Source organism: Chromatiales bacterium (assembly GCA_020445605.1).
GTDB lineage: Bacteria > Pseudomonadota > Gammaproteobacteria > JAGRGH01 > JAGRGH01 > JAGRGH01.
Genome location: JAGRGH010000048.1, coordinates 1 through 6,011 on the forward strand (window position 1 = coordinate 1; position 6,011 = coordinate 6,011).

A 6,011-nucleotide genomic window follows, 5' to 3' on the forward strand; every position below is an offset into this window, starting at 1 on the left:
ATCCGTCTGCACAGTTACCGTGATAGATACACATGCTCATTTTGAAAGTCCTTTCTCTGTAGTTTCAGAGTGAAGCACAACCCGTCATTCGAATTGACGGGCTTCGCCCGCATTCAATTCAATCGTTAAACCCCTTCTCCATCCACGCACCGCCGGATTTCGCAAGGCAGATCGGTGTCGGGCACCTTCGCCTCGACATCGCGCTGGTACTTCTCCACGCGCTCGATTAGGAGGGCGATGGAATCGCAGTGAGCGGGATTCGCGCCGAGCCGTTTGCTCTCCCAGTAATACGCTTTCAGCATCGCGGGCACCGCGCGGTCTTTCGCAAGGAACAGAATCGAATCGTTCTCATCGTGCGTGTTTCCACTACACGGATTCACCGCGCTGATCTTGTACTTTCGGTCGATATTCATGGTTTAACTCCCCATCCGACCGGACCCTGCGGGCCGGTCAATTTCATCGTTGGGTGGCGTCGGCCACGGCGCGGGTTTGGGAACCAATCCATCTACCTCGGCCGCAATGCGACCCCCGTGTGCATCGCTCACCACGGTCCAATCGGAATACAGGCATCGGCGAAGTTTCGATACCTTTCCGTCCACTTTTACCTTGTAGCCGTAAACCCAAGGTTTGCCGTTGTAGACAGGTTCGATCTTGCACACGACAAGATGATTTCCCGACGTATCTTGAACCATGTCGTCAAGGGCGACCCCGTGTTCTAGTTTCACGATACGAAGTCTTTCGTCGAGAAGTTCTTGCCTGGTACGCTTGAGTTCAGACAGCAATCGCGCTTCGGCCGCTTCCTCCGCGGTTTTACCTACGCGCCGCAGAATGGCCGGATCGGTTTCCGGAACCCACTTGTTCATGCTGGTGATGGTCATAGTCTCGGGCATCCTTCACACCGTTTGTCGTCCTTTTTGTTTGCGTAATGGCAAGTGGGGTCGGTCGGACGTGTCGCGATTGGAATCATCTTTCGACGACCGTCATCGGTCCAGCCGTTTTGCATCAAAGTTGTTTCCGGCCAGGACGGCTCCCTGTTGCACCCGTACTTGTCCCTTCCGACAGTGAGGGGGTGCACTTCGTCGGCCCAGCGGTAGCCTTCTGCGGTGGGCATTTGACCCCTCTCAATCGAGCCCGGATTCGGGCGGCGACTCGCGGAAGATGCGGGCGATTTCCTCGAAGGCTTTGGCCATTTCCTCGCGACGATCAGCCGACTTCGGAAGCCAAAAGGTAACGGCGCTACGATCGTCATCCAGCGGCGGGTGATGGAGCATTCGGGATGAATGCAAAATCAGTTGTGCCGCGTGGTAGGTGATCCCCGTGTTTGACTCTTTGGCGACCGGGATTACTTCGCTGGTCAGTTCTTGGCTGTAGACGTTAATCCGCATGTTCGACCCCTACGCCCGATGCCGTCCCACTTGGGCGGCAAATGCGTTGAGTTCGTCGCACAGGCCGGCGACTACGGCGCACGCGGCCTGGTCCGAGACATTGCGTTCGGCCAGATCCTTGTGGATGCCCATGATTGCCGCGGCCCCGGCGAAGAATGCGCGCCTAATTTCAATGAGCTGGTTGTCGCCGGCCTTCGGATGGATCGCGCGAATTCTGAAGTCGTCCCATTTGGATTGAATCGTGTTCACGTTGCTTACCTCGCTGGTTCGAAAATCGTTACTCTTTCCCGCTTACGATCGAGAGGGAGAACTGGCGCACTTCTTCAAGTAGCTTTTCGGTCTTGTCCCCGATCCCCTGCCTACTGGCTCCCTCGTTGAGCATGTTCAAATTGGCGAACAGAATTTCAGATGCTCCAGCGTAGAAAGCCCGTTTCATCAAGACCAGCTCGCGGGCGGTCGATCCATTCGCCAGCATGCGACTCTTGAAGGCTTCCCAGCTCGGGGTGATGGAGTTCATTTCTCTGCCAACTGGTCGGTGAGTCTGTTGATCCTGGCGAATTGACCTGGAGCGTTCGTCACGTCCATGAGCCACTTCGGGCGATAGAACAGCTTTTGCAGCTCGTACGTACCCATGAGGCAGATGTTCCCGGCTTCCGTCAGAATCTTGACGTGCGCATTCTCTCCGCCGATCGAAGACGGGTTTGAAATCACGACGGCGTTACCGATCTTCCGACCGTCACGAGTGCATAGGTGCGCCCCGATTTCCTCGTATCGAGTCGCGATGCCGATCGACCATGACGGGGCTGGCAGCTCTTGCATTGACTTCTCGTGCCGCTCGACCAGCTCGCGGATCGTCCGAGCAATGGCATTGAGCCCTTCCTGGGTGTCGACGTGGTAATTGCCGCACGCCAGGCCGAGGAAAAATTCGCCAGGTGACGGGCTGGCACAATGGCCGGCGACGCGAACATAGGTGCCGTGTTCTTCGTGCAACCGCTGGGCGGCCTCGATCTCGATCCCCGGCCCACTGGCGACCCAATACGTCCAGGCGCGTTTGAAAGTCCAGCCGTGCAAGGTGCCGATGACGCTCGTCTTGACTTCGCCAGAAGCCCGCCGGAAGAATTCCGCCATGTACTCGGGCGGTTTGCCGTCCGCTTCCTGGATGGTCGGGATGCCGGCTGCGCGCAGTTCCCCGCGCAGGATGTCGTCGGTATCAGGGTGATCCCCGGCCCTATTCGGAAAGTTCATTTGCTGACCTCGTTTTGAATTGTGCACTTGGCGATCATTCTCATTGCCGCCTTTAGTGGGTCCGTCTCGTGAATGCCGATCGATCGGCCGCCGTCTCGCTTGAAAATGCGCCAGCTCGTTGCGACCCAATAGCCGGCCGCGCCCCATCCGCTGTTTGGTCCGCCGCATCGGTGAACGCTAGCCTCGGGGCCGTTCAAGTGAACTGCGAAGCGATGAATCAAGGGGCCACCGATCCCCCAATCGCTGCTATACGGCAGGCCCGGTTCCACCCCGAGGACTAGGGCGACTGCCGAATCGAGTTCGACCCCATCGAGTTCGTTCATTTCAGAAACCCTATTGCCGTGGCGCCCGGCCGACCGGCTGGCCTTCGTAGGTGGGAATTCGCACGTTCGTGAATCGTGAGGGGTGGCAGTCGGGGTGCAAGCCGTCGTGATCCGTCGCCATTTCGACGGCTAGCGCTTCCATCCATTCGCCGATACCCTGGTTGTCCGCACGCTCTTGCACTTCGATTCGACGGTCGACCAGGTTGCAGAGCGGGCAGGTGTATTGAATGGTGATCTTCGGTGTGTCATCCATCGTGGCGATCCTTATTTAAGGTGCATGACCGAAAATCTCCGGTCCAAGCGCTCGATGCTCATCGGGTTCGCAAGGCCCGAGCAGAAAATGAAGTTTGGGATTCGATGCTTTTCGACGCTCCCGTTCTCGCGAAGAATTTCGATTTCGCCAGTCTTGACGATGTGATGCACGCACGCCCTTTCGACCGTTCCGGACGCCATGCCCATAACGATTAAGGTTTGTGGGCGAGAAGCAACAGCGAGAGCTAGTCGGTTTTGAATCACGAGTTCCCGCCAGGCGATCGTGGCCATTGCGCCGTCGAATTCGGCCAGCTTTTTGGCCATTTCCTGTTGCCGTTCGATGGTGCTGCCCGTGAGTATCAGGGCTCGGGCCATTGGTTTCATTTTCAGCACGATTTCAAAGCCCCTTGTACGTCTTGACCGGCTGGGGCGGTGCCCACTTGGCGATGCGGTGCACGTAGACCTTCAATCCGTTCTCCGTGGCTGTCTGGATCATGTGTTTCGTTCCTGGCGACGACCCGTCCCATAGGGCGATCAGGGCTTCAGCCTTGCGCGCCATCTGGACGTTTCTCCGATAGCCGGCCGACTTGCCGTATTCCTGCCAGTTGGCGGGGTACAGTTCGAGGGGCACGCCATGCGACTTCGCCCATATTTCGCCGAGTCGATCGGCGCCCGCCGCTCTGCCGGATAGCACGACAGTGGGCACCCACCCGCATTCCTTGAGGGCCGCATGGAGTCGGTGTATCCCGCTGCAATGGCGACTGCCGGCAATGATCGTGCGCATGGTGTGTTTCCTTGAATTCAGAAAAGGCCGTAGACGTAGCCCACCGCAAGGCCGATGAAGAACGACCAGATGGCGAGTTCGGTGATTAGGGGTTTCATCCGAAAACCCACACCCAAACGACGTTCAGCAGCGAGGCGAGCAGGACGATCAAAGTAATCAGAATCAGGATGTCTCGAACCGGGTTCCTGCCGATGACGACGACTGGCCTATCTTGGTAAAGCTCATGGGGATAAATCTCGTCGTAGATCGTCCAGAAGGTGTCGACGCAGTGGTCGCCGTAGGCTTCGCGCGGCTTGCCGTCCGGTCCCAGGATTGAATCGAATTGCTCGGGATTCTCGGCATAGCGTCGTGCCCACTCGTCGAATACGGTGGACATCTGGTCGCAGAACTCTTTCATGGTGCGTCGCCCTCCGGGGCCTTGTAGAGCTGGTGATAGTTCCAAGGGTTGCAATTCGTCGCTTCAAGATCCCACGGGAACCAGCGCTCGATGTGTTGAATCGTTTCGGTCTTGAGCGGGGGCACGGGCCGGCTGTCGGTGGCATTCAGCAGCGGCAAAGTCACTTTGAGCCGGGCCGCGAGGTTGCCCAGGTTGTTGAAATCAAAAATGACCGTCCCGAGATCGGGTCGCAGATAGAAATGCTGGCTCTTGCGGTTCTCGGGGATCGAGTGGCGGACGGTGTACTGCGGAAAGATGCGACCGAATCCGGCGCTGTCGTACTGGTTCGTGAATACGGTGAGATTCGAGACGACCCAATCGCTGAAATTCATTTGAACGCATGCCCGCTGTGCCTCGACATAGGGGGCGTAATGCTTGCGGCCGACGTCATTCAGAAAGCGGTATAGGCTCCAAAGCCGCTCGACCGGATTGCGCACGACCCCGATCCGTGGCCATGCCTCGTAGCCGTGGGGCACTCCGTCCGCTTCCATGTGGCGATAAAGCATCATGGATTGCGGATAGGCCGCCTTGACGGCATTGGCGATCGACCGGCTGGCCGTTCTCGGGACCAGGATCAAGATCGTCTCCAGCTCGGGGACGAGGATCATTTCGGCGGCATCCTGGCGTCGATCTCGTCCGCTTGCTTGGTCAGCATGGCGGCCAGGTTTCGCGCATGTTCACCAGTGATGGTCACGACGTTGACCGGAATGTTGAATTTGATCGCCACCATGTTTCCCGACGTACCGATTCCTATCCGTAGCGGGGTTTCGGGGACGCCCGATCGAGCCGCTTCCTTCTGCGCCGCTCTGTGCAACAAGGCCCGTGCCAAATTGATCTTGTTCACGCCGCTTCCCCCTTGGGTGGGTTTTCGATCCAGTTCTTGAATCGCTGGATGGCTTGTTCATTCGGGATGGACTTGGCTCCGTTCAGGGTGTACCAGGTGTGGGCCACCATCGGGCTAGTGGTCAACTTCTGGTTGAGGGCCAGGGTAATGAAGTGCATCCGCTTGTCGAATTGCTTCCCCATCTTTTCGATCTCCGGTTATTCCGCGGAAACCCCGCACGCGAGGTTTCGACCGAATCACCGACCTTCTAGGTTTCTTCTGCGTTCCGCATGAGCATAGAGCCTTTCCAGCGATCTTCTTCTGACCTTGTTTGGACTTCGCGGCCGGATCTTCATCTTCTGTAATTCCTCAAAGTAACTTGGGGCGCGGTGGAAGCCTCAACGAAAAGTGGAGTTGCACGCGCAAGCAAGCGAGCCCGGTTACAGGCGATCGTCGTACCCGAAATGGAGCCCTTGGCGACTCAGGAACTCATCCCGAGTCAGCTCGACACACTCGGGCAAGTCCGGGCAGTCGGCCGGTGGCATTTCTCCCGGAGCGATTGCGAAGAACGTCGCAGTCTCCGGATGCTCCCAATACCGAATGCCGGGCACGTCGAATTCGACGCGGAATTCCTGGATGATGGCGTCCATCGCGCCCAGCAACTCGCGGTGCACCTTCTTTTCGCCATCAATTGAAACCCGCTCCCGCGCATGGGCACGGATCATCGCAATGCCTTGGGCTCGCTTGTTTGCATACTGCATGG

Annotated in this window: 15 protein-coding genes; all 15 read right to left on the reverse strand. The window is 57.8% G+C overall.

Translation table 11 applies throughout. The annotated features are described in order from the left end of the window. Window positions 1-125 precede the first annotated feature (125 nt). Window positions 126-413, reverse strand: a complete 288-nt coding sequence (locus KDG50_10175) for a hypothetical protein (GenBank protein ID MCB1865787.1) — start codon at window positions 411-413, stop codon at window positions 126-128. 3 nt (window positions 414-416) lie between these two features. Then, on the reverse strand, window positions 417-878 hold the full coding sequence (locus KDG50_10180) for a hypothetical protein (protein MCB1865788.1): 462 nt from the start codon (window positions 876-878) through the stop codon (window positions 417-419). Window positions 879-1,121: 243 nt separating this feature from the next. Then, complete coding sequence (locus KDG50_10185; GenBank protein ID MCB1865789.1) at window positions 1,122-1,385, reverse strand: hypothetical protein; 264 nt, start codon at window positions 1,383-1,385, stop codon at window positions 1,122-1,124. A 9-nt stretch (window positions 1,386-1,394) separates the two neighbouring features. Further along, a complete protein-coding gene (locus KDG50_10190) occupies window positions 1,395-1,634 on the reverse strand; it encodes a hypothetical protein (GenBank protein ID MCB1865790.1) in 240 nt (79 codons plus the stop codon). A 28-nt stretch (window positions 1,635-1,662) separates the two neighbouring features. After that, window positions 1,663-1,902, reverse strand: a complete 240-nt coding sequence (locus KDG50_10195; protein ID MCB1865791.1) for a hypothetical protein — start codon at window positions 1,900-1,902, stop codon at window positions 1,663-1,665. After that, the gene (locus KDG50_10200) at window positions 1,899-2,630 is read right to left on the reverse strand and encodes a hypothetical protein (GenBank protein ID MCB1865792.1); all 732 of its coding nucleotides are present in this window, start codon (window positions 2,628-2,630) and stop codon (window positions 1,899-1,901) included. The genes KDG50_10195 and KDG50_10200 overlap by 4 nt, the downstream gene beginning before the upstream one ends. Further along, on the reverse strand, window positions 2,627-2,953 hold the full coding sequence (locus KDG50_10205; GenBank protein MCB1865793.1) for a DUF2591 family protein: 327 nt from the start codon (window positions 2,951-2,953) through the stop codon (window positions 2,627-2,629). The genes KDG50_10200 and KDG50_10205 overlap by 4 nt, the downstream gene beginning before the upstream one ends. 10 nt (window positions 2,954-2,963) lie before the next feature. After that, a complete protein-coding gene (locus KDG50_10210) occupies window positions 2,964-3,206 on the reverse strand; it encodes a hypothetical protein (GenBank protein MCB1865794.1) in 243 nt (80 codons plus the stop codon). An 11-nt stretch (window positions 3,207-3,217) separates the two neighbouring features. After that, the gene (locus KDG50_10215) at window positions 3,218-3,598 is read right to left on the reverse strand and encodes a hypothetical protein (GenBank protein MCB1865795.1); all 381 of its coding nucleotides are present in this window, start codon (window positions 3,596-3,598) and stop codon (window positions 3,218-3,220) included. 4 nt (window positions 3,599-3,602) lie between these two features. After that, entirely contained in the window at window positions 3,603-3,989 is a 387-nt protein-coding gene (locus KDG50_10220) for a DUF2493 domain-containing protein (protein ID MCB1865796.1), read from the reverse strand. 94 nt (window positions 3,990-4,083) lie between these two features. Then, window positions 4,084-4,386 carry a hypothetical protein gene (locus KDG50_10225; protein MCB1865797.1) on the reverse strand — a complete coding sequence of 101 codons (303 nt, stop codon included), beginning with the start codon at window positions 4,384-4,386 and terminating at the stop codon, window positions 4,084-4,086. Continuing rightward, a complete protein-coding gene (locus KDG50_10230) occupies window positions 4,383-5,033 on the reverse strand; it encodes a hypothetical protein (GenBank protein MCB1865798.1) in 651 nt (216 codons plus the stop codon). The genes KDG50_10225 and KDG50_10230 overlap by 4 nt, the downstream gene beginning before the upstream one ends. Continuing rightward, entirely contained in the window at window positions 5,030-5,269 is a 240-nt protein-coding gene (locus tag KDG50_10235) for a hypothetical protein (protein ID MCB1865799.1), read from the reverse strand. The genes KDG50_10230 and KDG50_10235 overlap by 4 nt, the downstream gene beginning before the upstream one ends. Then, window positions 5,266-5,451, reverse strand: coding sequence for a hypothetical protein (locus KDG50_10240; GenBank protein ID MCB1865800.1), 186 nt, complete (start codon window positions 5,449-5,451; stop codon window positions 5,266-5,268). Before KDG50_10240 ends, KDG50_10235 begins: the two co-directional genes overlap by 4 nt. A 237-nt stretch (window positions 5,452-5,688) precedes the next feature. Next, a partial coding sequence (locus KDG50_10245) for a hypothetical protein (protein MCB1865801.1) occupies window positions 5,689-6,011 on the reverse strand: 323 nt, incomplete at its 5' end.